This window comes from Holophagaceae bacterium (genome assembly GCA_016720465.1).
GTDB lineage: Bacteria > Acidobacteriota > Holophagae > Holophagales > Holophagaceae > JANXPB01.
In genome coordinates, this window is the sequence record JADKKO010000004.1 from 1057607 (window position 1) to 1072896 (window position 15290).

General features: G+C 63.8%; 13 protein-coding genes. 5 read left to right on the forward strand and 8 right to left on the reverse strand.

The genetic code is table 11. The annotated features are described in order from the left end of the window. The first annotated feature begins 8 nt into the window (after window positions 1–8). From IPQ13_12045 to IPQ13_12065, 5 genes are all read left to right on the forward strand, one after another. Complete coding sequence (locus tag IPQ13_12045; GenBank protein MBL0211623.1) at window positions 9–2168, forward strand: molybdopterin-dependent oxidoreductase; 2160 nt, start codon at window positions 9–11, stop codon at window positions 2166–2168. Window positions 2169–2273: 105 nt separating this feature from the next. Further along, the gene (locus IPQ13_12050; GenBank protein MBL0211624.1) at window positions 2274–2846 is read left to right on the forward strand and encodes a 4Fe-4S dicluster domain-containing protein; all 573 of its coding nucleotides are present in this window, start codon (window positions 2274–2276) and stop codon (window positions 2844–2846) included. 17 nt (window positions 2847–2863) lie between these two features. After that, window positions 2864–3841 carry a polysulfide reductase NrfD gene (gene nrfD, locus IPQ13_12055; GenBank protein MBL0211625.1) on the forward strand — a complete coding sequence of 326 codons (978 nt, stop codon included), beginning with the start codon at window positions 2864–2866 and terminating at the stop codon, window positions 3839–3841. After that, window positions 3838–4416, forward strand: coding sequence for a molecular chaperone TorD family protein (locus IPQ13_12060; GenBank protein MBL0211626.1), 579 nt, complete (start codon window positions 3838–3840; stop codon window positions 4414–4416). The genes nrfD and IPQ13_12060 overlap by 4 nt, the downstream gene beginning before the upstream one ends. Window positions 4417–4466: 50 nt before the next feature. Beyond that, the gene (locus IPQ13_12065) at window positions 4467–4976 is read left to right on the forward strand and encodes a DinB family protein (protein ID MBL0211627.1); all 510 of its coding nucleotides are present in this window, start codon (window positions 4467–4469) and stop codon (window positions 4974–4976) included. Here IPQ13_12065 and IPQ13_12070 read toward each other — a convergent pair. From IPQ13_12070 to IPQ13_12105, 8 genes are all read right to left on the reverse strand, one after another. Next, window positions 4973–5368 (reverse strand): helix-hairpin-helix domain-containing protein, encoded by a 396-nt coding sequence (locus tag IPQ13_12070; GenBank protein ID MBL0211628.1) that lies wholly within the window; start codon window positions 5366–5368, stop codon window positions 4973–4975. The two genes, IPQ13_12065 and IPQ13_12070, sit on opposite strands and share 4 nt — an antisense overlap. 187 nt (window positions 5369–5555) lie before the next feature. Continuing rightward, window positions 5556–8300: an OmcA/MtrC family decaheme c-type cytochrome gene (locus tag IPQ13_12075; GenBank protein ID MBL0211629.1), complete on the reverse strand. Its 2745-nt coding sequence runs from the start codon at window positions 8298–8300 to the stop codon at window positions 5556–5558. A 125-nt stretch (window positions 8301–8425) separates the two neighbouring features. After that, a complete protein-coding gene (locus IPQ13_12080) occupies window positions 8426–9055 on the reverse strand; it encodes a hypothetical protein (protein MBL0211630.1) in 630 nt (209 codons plus the stop codon). Between the two features lie 30 nt (window positions 9056–9085). Further along, a complete protein-coding gene (locus IPQ13_12085; protein MBL0211631.1) occupies window positions 9086–9559 on the reverse strand; it encodes a cytochrome C in 474 nt (157 codons plus the stop codon). Further along, entirely contained in the window at window positions 9556–10947 is a 1392-nt protein-coding gene (locus IPQ13_12090) for a hypothetical protein (protein MBL0211632.1), read from the reverse strand. Before IPQ13_12090 ends, IPQ13_12085 begins: the two co-directional genes overlap by 4 nt. 521 nt (window positions 10948–11468) lie before the next feature. Then, window positions 11469–11804, reverse strand: coding sequence for a helix-hairpin-helix domain-containing protein (locus IPQ13_12095; GenBank protein ID MBL0211633.1), 336 nt, complete (start codon window positions 11802–11804; stop codon window positions 11469–11471). Window positions 11805–11928: 124 nt separating this feature from the next. Then, window positions 11929–14580, reverse strand: a complete 2652-nt coding sequence (locus tag IPQ13_12100) for an OmcA/MtrC family decaheme c-type cytochrome (GenBank protein ID MBL0211634.1) — start codon at window positions 14578–14580, stop codon at window positions 11929–11931. A gap of 81 nt (window positions 14581–14661) precedes the next feature. Beyond that, entirely contained in the window at window positions 14662–15285 is a 624-nt protein-coding gene (locus tag IPQ13_12105) for a hypothetical protein (GenBank protein MBL0211635.1), read from the reverse strand. Window positions 15286–15290 lie beyond the last annotated feature (5 nt).

Genomic DNA, 15290 nt, shown 5'->3' on the forward strand with positions numbered 1-15290 from the left:
AGAGGATCATGGAACGACGCACTTTCATGGAAATCATCGGCGCGGGATCGATGATCCTCCCGCCGCTGGCCTGCAATTTCCGCAGGCCGGTGGCGGCCGGGCCCACGTTCCTGGATGGCATCGCCACCACCTGCGAGCTGTGCCCGAACAAGTGCTCGGTCCTGGCCGTGGTGAAGGACGGGCACATCACCAAACTGAATCCGAATCCGGAAAATCCGAAGTCCCGTGGAATGCTCTGTGCCCGCGGTAACGCGGCGGTGCAGCAGGTCTACGATCCGGACCGGCTCAAGCAGCCGCTCATCCGCGTGGGCGCCCGGGGCGAAGGGAAATGGCGCCCGGCTAGCTGGGACGAGGCCTTCGATTACACAGCGAAAAAGCTCAGCGACATCAAGGCGAAGCACGGACCTGAAGGCACGCTCTGGTCCAGCACCGAGGGGTTCCAGGAAATCTTCTTCAAGAACCTGGGCCAGGCCTTCGGCAGTCCCAACGTCATGCGCCATCCCAGCCTTTGTCTGGCCTCGGTGAACCTCGCCTACTCCATGACTTTCGGCACGGTGCCGAGCTTCGATCTGCTCAACGCCGACTACGTGATCATGTCCGGGGCCAACCGCTTCGAAAGCATCATCACGCCGGACACCATGGATCTCATCGGCGGGACCATGGAGCGCAAGGCCAAGCTCATCTACCTGGACCCGCGCTTCACCGTCACCGCCTCCAAGGCCGACGAGTGGTATCCCATCAAGCCCGGCACCGACATGGCCTTCATCCTGGCCATGATGAACGTGATCATCACTGAAAACCGCTACGACAAGGCCTTCGTGGAGTCAGTGACGGTGGGCTTCGAGCAGCTCGCCGAACACGTGAAACCCTACACGCCCGAGTGGGCCGAAGGCGAGACCGAGATCCCCGCCCAGGACATCGCCCGCATCGCGCGGGCCTTCTCCGACGCAGCCCCGCGCGCGGTGTTCTACGCGGGCCGGCGCTCCAGCTGGTACCAGAATGATTTCCAGATGCGCCGGGCCCAGGCGCTGCTCAACGCCATCGTCGGGAATTGGGACCGCCAGGGCGGCATGGTGCCGAACCAAAAGATCGCCAAGGGCGAATTCCTCGTGCTGCCCTGGGACGATCCCAAAGCTTCGCGGGTGGACGAAGTGGAAAAGGCCTTCCCGCTCGCCAGCGCCAAAGATGGCGTCTATCTCCCGCTCCGCGAGAACGTGCTGAAGGGCCAGCCCTATCCAGTCAAAGGCTGGATGATCTACAAGCAGGATCCCCTCCACGCCCTGCCGGACCAGGGCAAGACGATGAAGATGCTCGACCAGATGGAGTTCGTCGGCGTCATCGATATCGCCATGAGCGACACCGCCTGGTACGCGGACGTGGTGTTCCCGGAAAGCCATTATCTGGAGCGCACGGATCCCATCGAGGTGATGCCCGGCATCTGGCCCGCGGCGGTCTACCGGCAGCAGGTGGTCAAGCCCATCCACGACACCAAGCCCTGCCTGGAGATCGCGCAGGGGTTGGCCAAGCGGCTGGGGCTGTCGGACTATTTCGACTACACCATCGAACAATGGGTGGAGGCCGAAGCCAAGGAATTGCCGGTGCAGAACGGCCTGGCGCACATGAAGCAGCGCGGCGTCGTGGCTGTGTCCCAACCCAAATATGGCGCCACGCTCAACCCGGTCCACCGCTTCCTGACCAAGAGCGGCAAGATCGAGATCTTTTCGGAGCGGTTGAAGGAAGCGGGCCAGGATCCGCTTCCGGTCTACACCACGCCCGTCCAGCCCAGCGGCGGGCGGTTCCGCCTGGTGCTTGGACGGAAGGCCACCATCACCCACGCCACGTTGACGAACCTCCCCTGGCTGCACGAGCACAATCCTGAAAATGATCTGTGGATCCACCCGGAGCCAGCCGCAAAGTTGAACATCCGCAGCGGTGATCTGCTGGACGTATCCAGTTCCGTCGGCCAGGTGCGCATCAAGGCCCGGGTGACGCAGGAAATCCGGCCCGACTGCGTGTTCATGCTCCACGGCTTCGGCAAGAAGTCCCCCTGGCTGAAGCGCGTGCACAACGTCGGCGCCGCCGATTCGGTGCTGCTGGAGACCGCCTGGGACAAGGTGAGCGGGAACGCCGCCATGCACGAGACCTTCGTCAAAGTCGTGAAGGTTTGATATGTATCCGGGGGGGACCGCCTGCTCGCTTCGCTCACTACGTCCCCCCCGGACCCCCCACCTCTTGGTCGGGCGACCCGCCCATGAGGTCTGATGGAGTCTGCCATGGCAACAAAAACCCTGAAAACCGCTCAGTCCATTCGACGCTTCGCGATGGTCATCGATGCGAAAAAATGCATCAACTGCAAGGCCTGCGTGGTCGCGTGCAAGGCCGAAAACCAGGTGCCGCTGGGTGTTTTCCGCAACTGGATCGGCGAAGAGGCTTCAGGCGAATATCCCCGCCTGCGCATGAGCTTCGATCCTGAGCAGTGCCATCACTGCGCGGATCCGAGCTGTGTCCGGGTCTGCCCCACCGGCGCCAGCTGGCAGCGGGAGGACGGCATCGTGCTTGTGAAGGAAGACGACTGCATCGGCTGCAAGTACTGCATCATCGCCTGCCCCTACGACGCGCGTTACCACAATCCAGAGACCCACACCGTGGGCAAGTGCACCTTCTGTTCGCATCGCGTGGATCGCGGCGAGGTGCCGGCCTGCGTGGAGACCTGCCCCAGCAAGGTGCGCGTGTTCGGCGATCTGAACGATCCCAAGAGCCAGCTGCACCAGCTCCTGGCCACCCGCCGCTACGAAGTGAAGAATCCCCAGACCGGCAACGGCCCCCAGCTCTACTACCTGCTTTAGCTTTTCTAGGACACGACATGCGCGAACCGGTCTGGGAATTCCTCATCGTCAATTACCTCTTTCTGGGCGGCCTTTCCGCAGGGCTCTATTTCGCCTCGGCGCTGGCCACCTGGATCCAGGAGGACGGCCATTCTGCCTATCCTCGCATCGCCCGGTGGGGCGCGGTCTTGGCGCCCTGGCCCGTGAGCCTCGGCTCGGCCCTGCTGGTGCTGGACTTGGGGCAGCCCTTCCGGTTCTGGAAGATCTTTTTCCATTTCCGGTGGCGCAGCCCCATGTCCATCGGCAGCTGGCTGCTGGTGGCCTTCACGTTCCTGAGCCTGGCCTACCTTTGGTCCTGGCTGGAGCAGAGCGAACGGCAGTCGCTGCTCGCGCGCATCCCTGAAAAAATCCGTACGCGGATTCCGGTCCGAGTGCGCGGGTGGCTGGATCTGGATGCCTCTGCCTGGCGGCGGAATCTGGCGATGCTCGGCTTCCCCATCGCGGTGGGCGTGGGCATCTACACCGGCGTGCTGTTGGGCGCCGTGCAGGCGCGGCCGTTCTGGAACACCAACCTGGTGGCGCAGATGTTCCTCTTCAGCGCCCTCAGCTCCGGCACCGCGGCCCTGGTGGTGGCCCGGCTCCTGGACCAGGAGCCCGTGGAACTGAAGGAGATGCGTTTCCTCTATTCCATGGACATCACGCTGATCGTGTTGGAACTGTTCATCGTCCTGCCCTATCTCATCCACGGCGAGCTCAGCAGCCTGGCGGTGAAACATGCTCTGGCGCAGGTGCTTGGCGGACCTTTCACGATCGTGTTCTGGATGTTCTTCATGGGGGTCGGCTTGCTGCTGCCCTTGGCCATCGAACTGTATGAATTCAAGCCCGTGATCCTCGGGAAGGGAACTTTCCATATCCAGCCCCGCTGGGCTCTCACCGCCGGTGGGCTGGTGCTGTTCGGCGGCTACATGCTGCGTTATGTCTTCGTGTTCGCGGGTCAGGCCACGGGGTTCCGATGAGCTTCCACCTGCCCGAGCTGCTCCAGGCCCTGGCAGCGGTTTACGCCAGGCCAGGGGCCTTTCCGAAGGCGGCCCTGGAGGCCGCCACGCAAGCCTTCTGGGTTTCGGCTTCCCTGAAGTCGGATCTGGAATGCTTGTTGGCTTCAGAAACACCGGATCTCGCGGTGGCCTATGCCGATCATTTCCTGGTGAGCCGGGAGCATCCGGTTTTGCATCTGGAAGCTTCGGTCCACCGCACAGGTTTGTTGCGGGATCCAGCTCTTCTCCATGACCTGGACCGGCACTACGAGGTCTTCGGATTCTGCCCACCTGAGGGCCTGGGCCCCGACCATCTAGCCACCGAACTGGAAGCCTTGGCCATGGGGCTCCAGCGCTTGGGAAACGCCACCGAAGATGAGGTGCCCAAGGTCGTGTCCACCCTGCTGAGTTTGGTCGATCTTCACCTGCTTCCGCTGCTTACGGAACTGGACACGCTGGCTGGGCGCCGGTCCCTCCACCCGGTCTATGCGGCCGCGCTGAAGTCCACTTCGTCCTGCGTGGAATTGGTACGGGGTGGCATCTTCGCCTTCACCTGACCCGGACTTCCCTCATCGGGTATCTTGGGATCAACCTATCTGGAGGTCCCATGTTCCGCCACCTCGCCGATTTCAAGACCATTTGGGCGCATGAAGTGGAGCACACCCTGCACGTGTTGGAGGCGATTCCCGATGCCGCTTCGCACCAGGCCGTCGCGCCCGAGCACCGGGATCTGCGGCGCATCGCGTGGCACCTGGTGGAGACCTGCGTGGAGATGCCCGGCAACATGGGCCTGAAAATCGAGGGATTCGCGGGCGAACCCTTCAAGACCCATCCGCCCGCCACCATGAAGGAGATCCGGGACACCTACGCGGCGGTCTCCGGGTCGGTCCAGGCCGAAGTGGCGAAGCTCAATGACATGGCCCTGGCCATGGACTACCCCTTCTACGGCATGACCTGGACCGGGGCGCTCGGGCTCTTCGTGCTGGTGACGCACCAGAGCCACCACCGCGGCCAGATGACCGTGCTCATGCGCCAGGCCGGCCTGAAGGTGCCCGGCACCTACGGCCCCGCCAAGGAGGAATGGGGCGCCTTCGGCATGGAGACGCCGGTGGTTTAGCGCTTCGGAAGGTTCTGCCTGGCGTAGATGCGCTTCTTGATGCTGTCGTAGAGCCCCGCGGTGATGATGTCGTGGGTGACCAGATGGGCTTTGCTCTTGTAGGGACGCCCGGCGATGATCTTGTCCGCATAGGCATCGGTGATGCCGGGAACGGTCTTCAATTCGTCCTTGGAGGCATGGTTGATGTCCACTGGGGCCACTTTCGGCGTTTTGGCCTTTTCAGCTTTCAGGGCCTTGGACCTGGCCTTGGATTGGGCCGCGATCAAGGGGTCCACCGCGGACTTGCCGGCCGCGGATGTCTTTCCTGGGGCCGTTGGTTTTGCCTGAGCCGCCCAGCCCAAGGCGGGAATGCCAAGGATGAGTGCGGCAGCAAGGGTCAGCTTGAGGGGCATGCAGGGCTCCATAGTTCGATGGCCCAAGGTTAACAGCGGCGTTCCAGGCCACGGAAACGGCCGGCCCCCGATATCCGCGGGGTTCTGGCAGGGGCAGGAAAAAGCCCGGATGCTGGATCGCATCCGGGCCATCAAGCCGTTGATTCAGGTCATGCCCGGGCCAGGCAGGCTGGGCACGGTGGTTCCGCTACTTGAAGGTCATGTGGACCTTGGCCACGTCCGCGATCTTGCCGGAAGAGTGGCAGAGGAAGCACTGCTCGCTGTTGATCAGCTTGCCGCCGGCGGCGGGCGGATTCTGCACGCTGCTGCGGGGCACATAGAATGACCCGCCGTTCGCCTTCATGTGGTTGAGGGCCATGGTCGAGTCGTGGCAATTGGAGCAGGCCGCGACGTAGGGCGAGCTCACCAGCGTGGTGTTGGCCGCGGGCGTGCTGGTGCCGGTGTTGCCGCTGAAGGAGAACCCGCTGCCGTAGACGGCGCCGGCGGTGACAAAGGGCGAATAGTAGGTTCCCGGAATGGGTTCGTTGCCGGTGAGGACCACGGGCACAGGGTTCGGGATCGTGCCGGTGGCCACGGTGGTCCAGTTGAGGTTGGGCACCTCGGTCACGTTGGCGGAAAGGCCGAAGTCATAGGACCCGGGCACGTGGCAGGCTTCGCAGTTGTTCAGGATCGCCGGATAGGTGATGGTCCAGAACTTGAGGCCCGCGGAGGATTCCCAGGAGAATTTGTTCACGCGCTTGCCTGCGCCGTGCAGGGCATGGACGAAGTCCTTGGTGTTCACGCCCCAGCCGCTGTTGACGCGCTGCCCGTTATGGCAGAATTCGCAGGTCATGGCATCGTTGCGCTGGCCGGCGTGGTAGGTCTTGGCGGTGAAGACGCCAAGCGCGCCGTGGCAGTCATTGCACTTCTGGCTGGTGACGATCGCGCGGCGGGGAGTCGTGACCTGCGTGGCATTGAAGCCCGCAGGAATGGTGCCGCTGGCCATCTTGGTCACATTGGGGGCGGGGACGCTGAGGCCGCCCTGGCCGGTGCCTAATGCGCCGGTATATGGAATATACGGGTAGCCGGGAACATTGGTCTGGGTCAGAGGTTGGGTGGTTTTCAGGCCATAGGTGTAGCCGATGCCTGCCGTGATCATGCCCGCGGTGGGCGGGATGACCGCTTCGGTGAAGGTCAAGGCGTAGTAGCCGCTTCCATCGGGACCTGTGAGCGTGCCTTTGGCCCCTGCGGCAAGATTCGCACCGGCCATGTCCTTGCCGTCGCCCCGCCAGATGTTCTTCAGGTAGGTGCTGATGCTGGCGTTCCAGTCGGCAGGATAGTCGATGCCGTCGTAAGGCACGGTGAACACCACATAAATGCTGGGGCCGCCCACGAAGTTGTCCATCAACTCGGACTTGGCGGGATAGGTGTTGAACACCACCGGCGCGCCGTCCTTGAGGAAGCGGAAGGTGACGACGGGCTTGGTGCCGTTGAAGGTGAGGCTCTTCAGATCCCAGGCCACCTTGCTGGCGCCGGGGGGCAGGTTGTTGGTGAAGGCCGCCACGTAGGATGCGTTGGTGTTGTTGTTGCCCCCGGCGACATTCCAGACGTTTCCGGGGTCCGGAGTCAGAACGGGCAGGTGGAAGGTCTTGATGGACGCAGCGTCATGGCACTCGACGCACTGCAGGTCGCTCAGCTGCGGGCCGCCTTCGTTCTGGATTCCATGGCCATTGCCGGTCTGCCAGTCGACCTGGTCGTGGCAGGCGCCGCAGGCCATGCGGCTGGGCTTGTTGAACCAATTGTCGCCCTGGGGGGTCGACGAGGAAGCGGAATGGCACTTGACGCAGTTCCGGTGGTCCTGGGGATAGGTGATCTCGTTGGGCAGCACGTTGAAGATGTTGTAGCCGTCCTTCTTGAGTTCCTCGCCCATGTGGAAGCGGTGGATCATGTTCGGGAAATTGGCGGCGGCGAAGCCCTGGATCTTGTTCGTGGAGCCCGAGTACCCGGTGCCCGTGGTGGTGGCTTCGGCGTACCCGTATTTGAGCTGGTCCGTGTGGCAGATCACGCAGAACCTGGGATCGACGCGGTTGGCGCCGTGGAAGGCCAGCTTCGTGTGGCACTTGTTACAGGCGTCCATGGACACCATGTCCCGGCGCTCGTCGGTGGCGCCGATGGCGGCGCCGGTGGCGGGGATGAAGTCATAGACCAGGTTGATCGCGGTCTTCACATGGACGGCGGGAATGCCGGAGTTGGATCCGTCAGGCGTGACGGTGCTGGTCCCCGGGGCGTTGCCGCCGATGAAAATGCCCACGCGGTGGGTGAGGTTCGGCTGGTAGCTGACATCTCCCAGGTCGGCCCTGGATTTGGGCGCGGCATAGCTCAAGCCGTCCAGCATGGACTGGACCTGCGTGAGATCCCACCGGAAGGTGTAGCGGTAGGAGCCGTCGCCATTGTCCTGCAGGGTCCCATAGTTTTCATAGCTGGCGAGCCTTGGGATGGGCGCGGTATCGGTGGTCTTCGGCGCGGTCAGGACGATGTAGTCCACCCACTTGCTGGGACTGCCGTTGGCGCCGGGCACCAGCTTGGCGACGGTGAAGCCGAGGCTCGGGAAGCTGGGGTATTTCGCGCTGGACGCCTGGGAGGTGAAGCCCAGCCCTTTGATGGGCGTGCCCTTCGCATCCGTCACCTTGAAGCTGACGGTGGAGGCCGTCCCCATGGTCGCGCCGGTGATGCTGCCCTTGAATTCCAACTGGCCCCACTCGTCGGGCGTCATTTTCGTGGCGTCGAGGGTGTAGGTGGCCCCTGGGCTTCCGTTGTTGCCGTTGCTGCCGTTGGTGCCGTTGGTCCCGTTCACGCCGTTCTGGCCGGTGGCGCCCCGGCAACCGATGAGCGCGAGGGCGACGATAGCGGTTGCAAGCGCGCCACCCATTCTTTTCAGTGGTTTCAGTTGCATGCTACATCCTCCTGTTTTGGGTGTTACTGCGGATTGGGTTGAAGTGCGGCGTTTGAATCGATGGAAAAGCGAGCGGGATCAGCAACTTGGACACCTCCTCGGGATGGGCGAAAGGCGCATGCCCGTCAGTGGATGCTTGTGCCGTGGCACATGGTGTTGTTGAAGCAGCCGGGCGCCGTGCCCGCGGGCGCGGGAGTGGTCGGCTTGAGCGCGGAATTGGCGCCGTTGGCGTGGCACTTGACGCACTCCGGCGCATTTCCCGCGTAAGTGAACACGTGGTTGGCCAGGGCTTCGGAGTTCCCTACCCAGGGCTTGTCCGGGTGGGGAGCCTTGGTGTGGCAGGCTTTGCAGGAAGGCGCGGTGCCGGTGGGGTTGTCATAGTTGGATCCGTGGCACTTGGCGCAATACGCGAAGCCGGCGGTGGCGGAGGGTGCGAGCTGGGCGCCCAGGCGGCCATGCTTGGCGCCGTCCCCCCAGCCAGGCTGGTGGCTGGGACCGTTCGCGTGGCAGGTGAAGCAACTGACGCCGGAAATGCCGCCCGCGGAGGCCTTGTCTGTGGACGAGCCGTGGCAAGTGGCGCATTGGGCGGGATTGGTGATGTATTCGGCCCAATGGTTCTGGAGCCAGTTGGCGGGATGCTGGCCGGTGGCGGTGTTGAAGCGGGGGGCGTTGGTGCTGCTGCCGCCGCACCCCAGCAACAGCAGGGCGAAGGCCGAAGCAACGAGGGTGTTGATCACTTGTCTGGCTCTGCTCATCGTGTTCCCCTTTGGCGCATAAACAGATCCCTACTTATGGCAAGTCGCGCATTTGTCGTTGTTGGACCGGCCATGGCACTTGTAGCAACTGCCCGGATCCATCTTTCCGTCCATCCGGTGCAGGATCAGGTAGTTCCCCCGGTGCGCCAGCACCCGGTCGGGCCGGTCGCCCAGCTTGACGGAGGCCGACATCGAGACCTTCCCGCCGTGGCAATCGGCGCAGAAAGACGGGGCGTGGCAGGAGGCGCAGGTCGCCGAATCCTGGTTCGCCTGGAAGCGGTGGTTCTTCACGAAGGTCGGAGTGTGATCGAAGGAGTTGTAATTCTTGAGGCCGCCCTTCATGGCTTCGGTCCCGTGGCAGTCCGAGCACAGGGGCCTTACGCTGGCCTCCACGCCCTCGGGATGGGTGGGGGCGAAGCTCGTCTGGGGCGACAGCAGGGCGCAGGCCGTCAGGATTCCGAATCCCAGGATGGCCACGCAGAGGAGAAGCGTTTTCCGGATCATTTACGGCCTCCCTTGCCGGCTGAGGCGAATCGGTATTCCACCCGGAGCAGGCCCATGACCTGTTTCTTGAAGAGGGCATCGTCGCCGTAGCTGATGTCCCCCGAGATCTTCAGGTTGGCGGTGGTCTGGTAGCCGACCGAACCCACCACCTGGTAGATGGAGCCTTTTCCGCCCAGATTCGGATTGGTCTTGTCGTTGAAGCTGTAGAAGATGCCGTCCAGGCTGGCCGACAGCAGGCCCTTCTGATACATGGCCCAGGCGCGCAGTTCCTGGTGGGACAGGCCGTAGGTGGGGACGTGGGTGCCGGTCAAGGGCGCGTCGTCGGCGTCCACGCGGTGGTATCCGAACCCGGACAGGAGTTTCCATTTGCTGACGTTCCAGCGGACGTCGGCGCCGAAGCGGTTGGCGTCCCCGTAGGACTCGCGGTGGGTGTTGCGGAAGTCGGCGACCACTTCGATGGAGGAAGGGGAGCCCCAGGCCACGCTGCCTCCGAACGAACGGAATTTGTCCTTTTCGTCCTGGCGGAACAGCGACTTGAGGTTGCTGCCCGCGAAATAGGCGTAGAAGTTCCGCTCGGTGAAGGTGCCGGCCACGGAGACCGAATCGGCGACTTTCACCGACAGGGTGTAATCGTGTTCCGCGATCTTGGAGGGTTTCTCGGCCAGGGTCGCGGGCGTGTCCGCGTGCGAGGCGAGGTCGAAGAGGGTGCGTCCGCTGAAGTCGACGGCTGAATGGGGCGACAGCTTGAAATCGATGCCCAGTTGTTTCCGGGAGTAGTCCACGGGGGATGGGATCGGCAGGTCCTTGGCGGCGGTGGAGCCGTCCTGGAGGTAGGAGAGGCCGATCTCGCCGGCCTTCGGGATCCTCAAGGAGAGGCGCGTGCCGAAGATCACGTCGTGCTGGAAGTCGTAGTCCTGTTTCGCATCGGGATCCAGGAAGCTCGCGAAGCGGACGGGCCGTCCGCCGAAAGCCGAGATGGCGAAGCCGCCGCGCAGGTCCGCGCGCGCGCTGACGCCGTCCACATGCTCCATGCCCCCGCCCTGGCTGACCATGAAGCGTCCGGCCTTGATCTCGGCGTTGGCCTGGGAGAAGCGGTACTGGAGGTACCCGGAGGTGAGGTACCCGCCGGATTTGCCGTTGGGCGAGGACTGGTCGGCCAGATCGGTCATGCCCCAGCCGTAGATGTGGAGCGACAGGGCGTCGGTTCCCAGCTTGGTGGCGTCGATGCCGAGGTACTGGGTCACCGGGGTGTAGGTGTACTTGTCGAAACCCGGAGTCTCCTGCTTCCAGAGCTGGGCCATGGTGGTGCTGTACACGTTCACGTCCTGGGACCAGCCCGCGGCGGAAACCAGGGTGGCAAGCAGGGCCACATGAATGCATCGCTTCATGGCTCGCCTCCGCCCGCGATCCGCACAAGCGGCGCGGTCCACATGACCAGGGATCGCTTTCGCATGCCTAACCTCCTATCGGGACGCTGAGTGATGACGGCATTGCATGTTCAGACACCGGAGTATTGCCCAATTGCCCGGGATAATGCTGTGACATTGATCAACTGTTGATGAGACCACAAGCCGGCCCATGCGGAAACCCTGTTGCTGGCTGGTCCGGCCATGACGCCCCTTGCGCCGCGGGCCTGGGAGGGCCCGTGGCCCCCGTCCTGTGGATGCCGGCTGTCAGCCACTGTGGAGTACCCGGCCAGGGATTTCGGGGCCGCCGGAACGACACGTCGACCCCAGATCCATGGGGCAAAAGAGCATGGCGATGTGACGAAATCCACACTCCATCCCAGGCATCGGTCGCCTGAAACTCATGAGCTCCTACAAGATGGATCCTGGTTTCATGCGCGGGTGAGCTGCGCCCAGGGCGGTCCGAGCCGCGTGGAGCCTTTCCGGTAACTGGGAATCGCGGGCTATTGCCTGGCGATGATGCGCTTCTTGATGGCGTTGTACTGTTCGATGTTCAGGATTTTACGGGTGACCAGGCGGGCCTTGGAAAGGTAGGGACGCCCGGCGATGATCCGGTCGGCCTGTGGATCCTGGATGCCCGGGAGAGACTTCAGTTCCTCCTTGGTGGCGCGGTTGATGTCCACCAGAGCTGCTTTGGCTGTGGCCTTGGCACGGTGGGCCGGGGCGGGTTCGCGGGTGGCCGCCGGGGCGGATTTCGGCTTGGCCTGGGCGTCCAGGCTGAAGCATGCAGTGGCGAGGAGGGCCGTGGCCAGAAGCAGGCGGAGGGAAGGAAAAGTCATGGAGCGGCTCCGGGGAAAGGTTGGATGAATCTGCACTCTATACGAAACAACCCGGATGCGGTGGCGCATCCGGGTTGCTCATTCTGGAAGGGGCCGGGTGGAATCCCGGATTCCCTGTTAGACGTTACATGTGGACCTTGGCGGGATCGAACTCCGCGCCAGCGCCATGGCAGACGGCGCAGGACTCGCCGGCCGAGTTCAGGGCGCTGCGGTTCACCTTGATCTGGCCGCCGTTCAGGGTCATATGAGCCTGGGCGGGGGCGCTGTCATGGCAGGTGACGCAGGCCGCGGTGAACGGCGTGATCATCTTGTCCGTGGCATTCAGGGTGGCCAGGGAGGCCTTGGCGCCAACGGTGGTCGCAGTGCCGTTGTCGGCGTTCTCGCGGGAAGCGAGGACGTTCGCCGGCGTGCCGCTGAAGCCGTTGTAGGTATGGCAGCTCTGGCAATTGTTCAGGATGCCCGGGAAGCCGATATTGCCGCCGTTGATGATGGCGATGGCGCCGGGGGTCCGATTGCGGACGATCGCGATCGGGCTGGTGCGGTCCTTGCCAGCGTGGATGCCGTGGATCATGTCCTTGAAGTTGTTCGTGGTCTGCGGGAAATTCAACGCGAAGTTCGATCCAACCGGGACGGGATTCGGAATGGTGATGCCCCAGGCGGCCAGGTTGGTGATGTCCTTGGCGGTGAAGAGGCCGGCGGCGCGGTAGGTTTCGAGCTCCGTGTCCGAGATGCCGCGGCCGCTGGTGGTCAGGCCGGGAACGTGGCACGTGACGCACACCTGGACCTGGTAGACACGGTTGCCGCCATGGCCCTCGAACCATTCGTGGCAGTTCGCGCACTTGGCCGAATCGATGACGGTGCGGCGGACGGTGTCGCCCGTGACGGCCTTGACCACCGAGACGGTGTGACGGGCCGCGGCCGGGCTGATCTGGGTGAAGTAGCCCTGCAGGGAAACCGAGCGCAGCGTGGCTCCGGCGGGGAAGATCTTGGCCGCGCCGACGATGGTGGCGGTGTAGTAGCCGCTGGAGTCAGGGCCGGCCAGGGTGCCGACCGAGGTGGTCTTGGTGGTGTCCAGCAGGTTCGCGATGGAGACGCTGATGGGCTGGAAATTGGAACTGCCGCTGCCGATGTTGTTGTAGTCGGCCGGCGTGGCGACGCCGTCCTGGGGCTGGGCATAGGCGAGCAGGAAGCTCGGGCCGCCGGTGAAGCCAGCCAATGGATTGGCCATGGAGGCCGCGGGAGCCACGAAGGTCACGGCTGTGCCGTCCGCCTTGATCCTGAATTTCACGACCACGTTGGTGGGGCTGGCCACTGCGGAGCTGATCTCGTAGGTGAAGTTCTTCAGCCCGGCCGCGACGGTCGGATTGTGGGGCGTCAGGTTTTCGGTCATGTGGTAGGTCTTGATGTCCGCTGCTTCGTGGCACACGGCGCAGGTGTAGTCGGTCTTGGGGCCGCCCACATCGACACCGTGGTTCTCGCCGGTCTCGAAGTTGACCCGGTCATGGCAGGAACCGCAGGCGATGATGCTGGGCTTGGTGTTCCAGTTGGCGCTCTGGGCGGCGTTGTCGTGGCACTTGCTGCACATCTTCTGGCCGCCGCCGAGCATGGAATAGCCGATGTCGTTGAACAGGACGTTGGCGTAGTTGTAGCCCGTCTTGGTCAATTCCATGCCCTGGTGGATCTTGTGGACCATCCTCGGGAAATCGCCAATGGCCGCGTTGCCGATCTTCCGCTGGCCCAGCGTGGGATTGCCGCTGCCGACCGCAGGAGCTGCGACATCGGCAGGATCGTAGCCGGTCGCGGTCACGGCGGCTTCCTTGAATCCATACTTGCGCTGGTCGTTGTGGCAGACCACGCAGTACCGGGTATCGACCCGGCCGCCGCCGTGGAAGGCCAACTGTCCATGGCATTCATTGCAGTTCTGGATGGCCACCACTTCGCGCTGGGCGTCGGCGGAGGTTACAGCCCGGCCGGTGGCCGGGATGAAATCATAGATGAGGTTGATGGGTTTTTTCAGGGGCACGGCGGTGGCGACGGTGACGCCATTGGACGTGTTGCTGCCGGTGCCGCGCGCGTTGCCCGAGAACTGGACCACCATGCGGTGGGTCAGGTTCGGTTCATAGGTCGTGTCGCCCAGGTCAGCCCTGAGATTCAGGCCGGTGTAGGTGTAGGCATCGAGGAAGGCCTTCATCTGGGTGATGTCGCGGTAGAAGGTGTACCTGTAGGTGCCGTCGCCATTGTCGACCAGGGTGCCGGTGTTGTCGGTGCTGGGCCTGGTGGGAGCCGCGGCGGCGGTGGTGGTCGGTACGGAGGTCACGATGTAGCTGACCCACTTGCTGGGCGCCTTGCTGGTGGTGGTCAGGTCTTCGGGGATCAGCTTGGCGAGAGCAAACGCCAGGTTGGGATAACTGTTCAAGGTCGCTGTGGACGACTTGGAGGTCATATTGCCGAATCCCTTCAGGCCGGTGCCCTTGGAGTCGGTCAGATAGAAATTGACCACCGGACGGCCGGAGACCGTGACGCTGGTGACCGCGCCTTTGGGGTCCAACGAGGCCCATTCATCGGGAGTCAACTGGGTGACATCGATGGTGGTGCTGCCAGCGGGACCCGTGGGGCCCGTGGGACCGGTGGGGCCGCCGGAGCCGTCGGAGCCGGCCGGGCCGGCCGGGCCCGTGGCGCCATTCTGCCCGGCATCGCCTTTACAGGCGACGAGCATGAAGGCGAATGCGGCGATGGCGATCACCCCGCTGAGCCTTTTCAGAAGTCTAGTTTGCATACGGCACTCTCCCTTTGGTTGTGCTACGGATTTCGAAACGGATGACGATCAGGCGGATGGATGGAATCGGGCACCTCCCCTCTAGATGCTCTTGCTGTGGCATAGCGTATTGTTGAAGCAGCCGGGCGCCGTTCCAGCGGGAGCCGGCGTCGTGGGTTTGACGGTGGAGTTGGCCCCGTTCGTGTGGCACTTGGCGCACTCCGGCGCGTTCCCCGCATCCGTGGCGTAGTGGACGCTCTTGGCGGGGTCGGCGCCCGACCAGGGTTTGCCTGGGTGCGGAGACGCGGTGTGGCAGGCGAGGCACGAGGTCGCTGTCAGGCCTGCGCTGATGTTGTTGCCATGGCATTTGAAGCAGTAGGCGAAGCCGCTCTTCTCGCCGGGCGCGGACTGGGCTCCCAGCCTTCCGTGCTGGAGCCCCGTCGCCCATCCGGCGGGGTGGCCCGGCCCTTTGGTGTGGCAGGTGAAACAACTGACCTTGGAGATGCCGCCCGCAGCCGCCGGATCCGACACGGAACCATGGCAGGTCGCGCATTGGGCGGGGCTCTTCGCGTATTCGGCCCAATGGTTCTGGAGCCAGTTGGCGGGATGCTGGCCGGTGGCGGTGTTGAAGCGGGGGGCGTTGGTGCTGCTGCCGCCGCACCCCAGCAACAGCAGGGCGAAGGCCGAAGCAACGAGGGTGTTGATCACTTGTCTGGCTCTGCTCATCGTGT

Coding starts and splice junctions, on each gene's coding strand:
- IPQ13_12045 (MBL0211623.1), top strand. CDS start 9: ATGGAACGACGCACTTTCATGGAAATCATCGGCGCGGGATCGATGATC.
- IPQ13_12050 (MBL0211624.1), top strand. CDS start 2,274: ATGGCAACAAAAACCCTGAAAACCGCTCAGTCCATTCGACGCTTCGCG.
- nrfD (MBL0211625.1), top strand. CDS start 2,864: ATGCGCGAACCGGTCTGGGAATTCCTCATCGTCAATTACCTCTTTCTG.
- IPQ13_12060 (MBL0211626.1), top strand. CDS start 3,838: ATGAGCTTCCACCTGCCCGAGCTGCTCCAGGCCCTGGCAGCGGTTTAC.
- IPQ13_12065 (MBL0211627.1), top strand. CDS start 4,467: ATGTTCCGCCACCTCGCCGATTTCAAGACCATTTGGGCGCATGAAGTG.
- IPQ13_12070 (MBL0211628.1), bottom strand. CDS start 5,368: ATGCCCCTCAAGCTGACCCTTGCTGCCGCACTCATCCTTGGCATTCCC.
- IPQ13_12075 (MBL0211629.1), bottom strand. CDS start 8,300: ATGCAACTGAAACCACTGAAAAGAATGGGTGGCGCGCTTGCAACCGCT.
- IPQ13_12080 (MBL0211630.1), bottom strand. CDS start 9,055: ATGAGCAGAGCCAGACAAGTGATCAACACCCTCGTTGCTTCGGCCTTC.
- IPQ13_12085 (MBL0211631.1), bottom strand. CDS start 9,559: ATGATCCGGAAAACGCTTCTCCTCTGCGTGGCCATCCTGGGATTCGGA.
- IPQ13_12090 (MBL0211632.1), bottom strand. CDS start 10,947: ATGAAGCGATGCATTCATGTGGCCCTGCTTGCCACCCTGGTTTCCGCC.
- IPQ13_12095 (MBL0211633.1), bottom strand. CDS start 11,804: ATGACTTTTCCTTCCCTCCGCCTGCTTCTGGCCACGGCCCTCCTCGCC.
- IPQ13_12100 (MBL0211634.1), bottom strand. CDS start 14,580: ATGCAAACTAGACTTCTGAAAAGGCTCAGCGGGGTGATCGCCATCGCC.
- IPQ13_12105 (MBL0211635.1), bottom strand. CDS start 15,285: ATGAGCAGAGCCAGACAAGTGATCAACACCCTCGTTGCTTCGGCCTTC.